This window comes from Variovorax sp. AC103 (genome assembly GCF_979254005.1).
The window spans coordinates 1-238 of record NZ_CEEDFC010000106.1 but is presented as its reverse complement, the minus strand read 5'-3'; the positions used below and the strand labels follow the sequence as shown (position 1 = coordinate 238).

1 pseudogene is annotated in these 238 nt (G+C 66.4%); it reads right to left on the bottom strand.

From position 1 onward, the window contains the following. Positions 1-238 (bottom strand): annotated as a pseudogene (locus AC0IYU_RS34985) (long-chain fatty acid--CoA ligase); the annotation flags it as partial.

Here is a 238-nt window from a genome sequence, read left to right as displayed (position 1 = left end):
CGCGCCCTTGTCGAGCGCGTCGTTGAAGCGCACCGCGCCCGGCAGGCTGAACTGCGGCACCAGCTTCTTCACGGTGCGCACCACGTAGTTGACGATCGCGCCCTTCAGGAAGCCGAGGCGGTCGCCCATCGAGGCCAGCACGAGGTGCTTGATCGGCGTGGCCGCAATGCATTGCTGCAACGTGGTGGCGTAGTTCTCCAGGATGACGATCGCCTGCGCGCCCGAGTCCTTGAGCTGG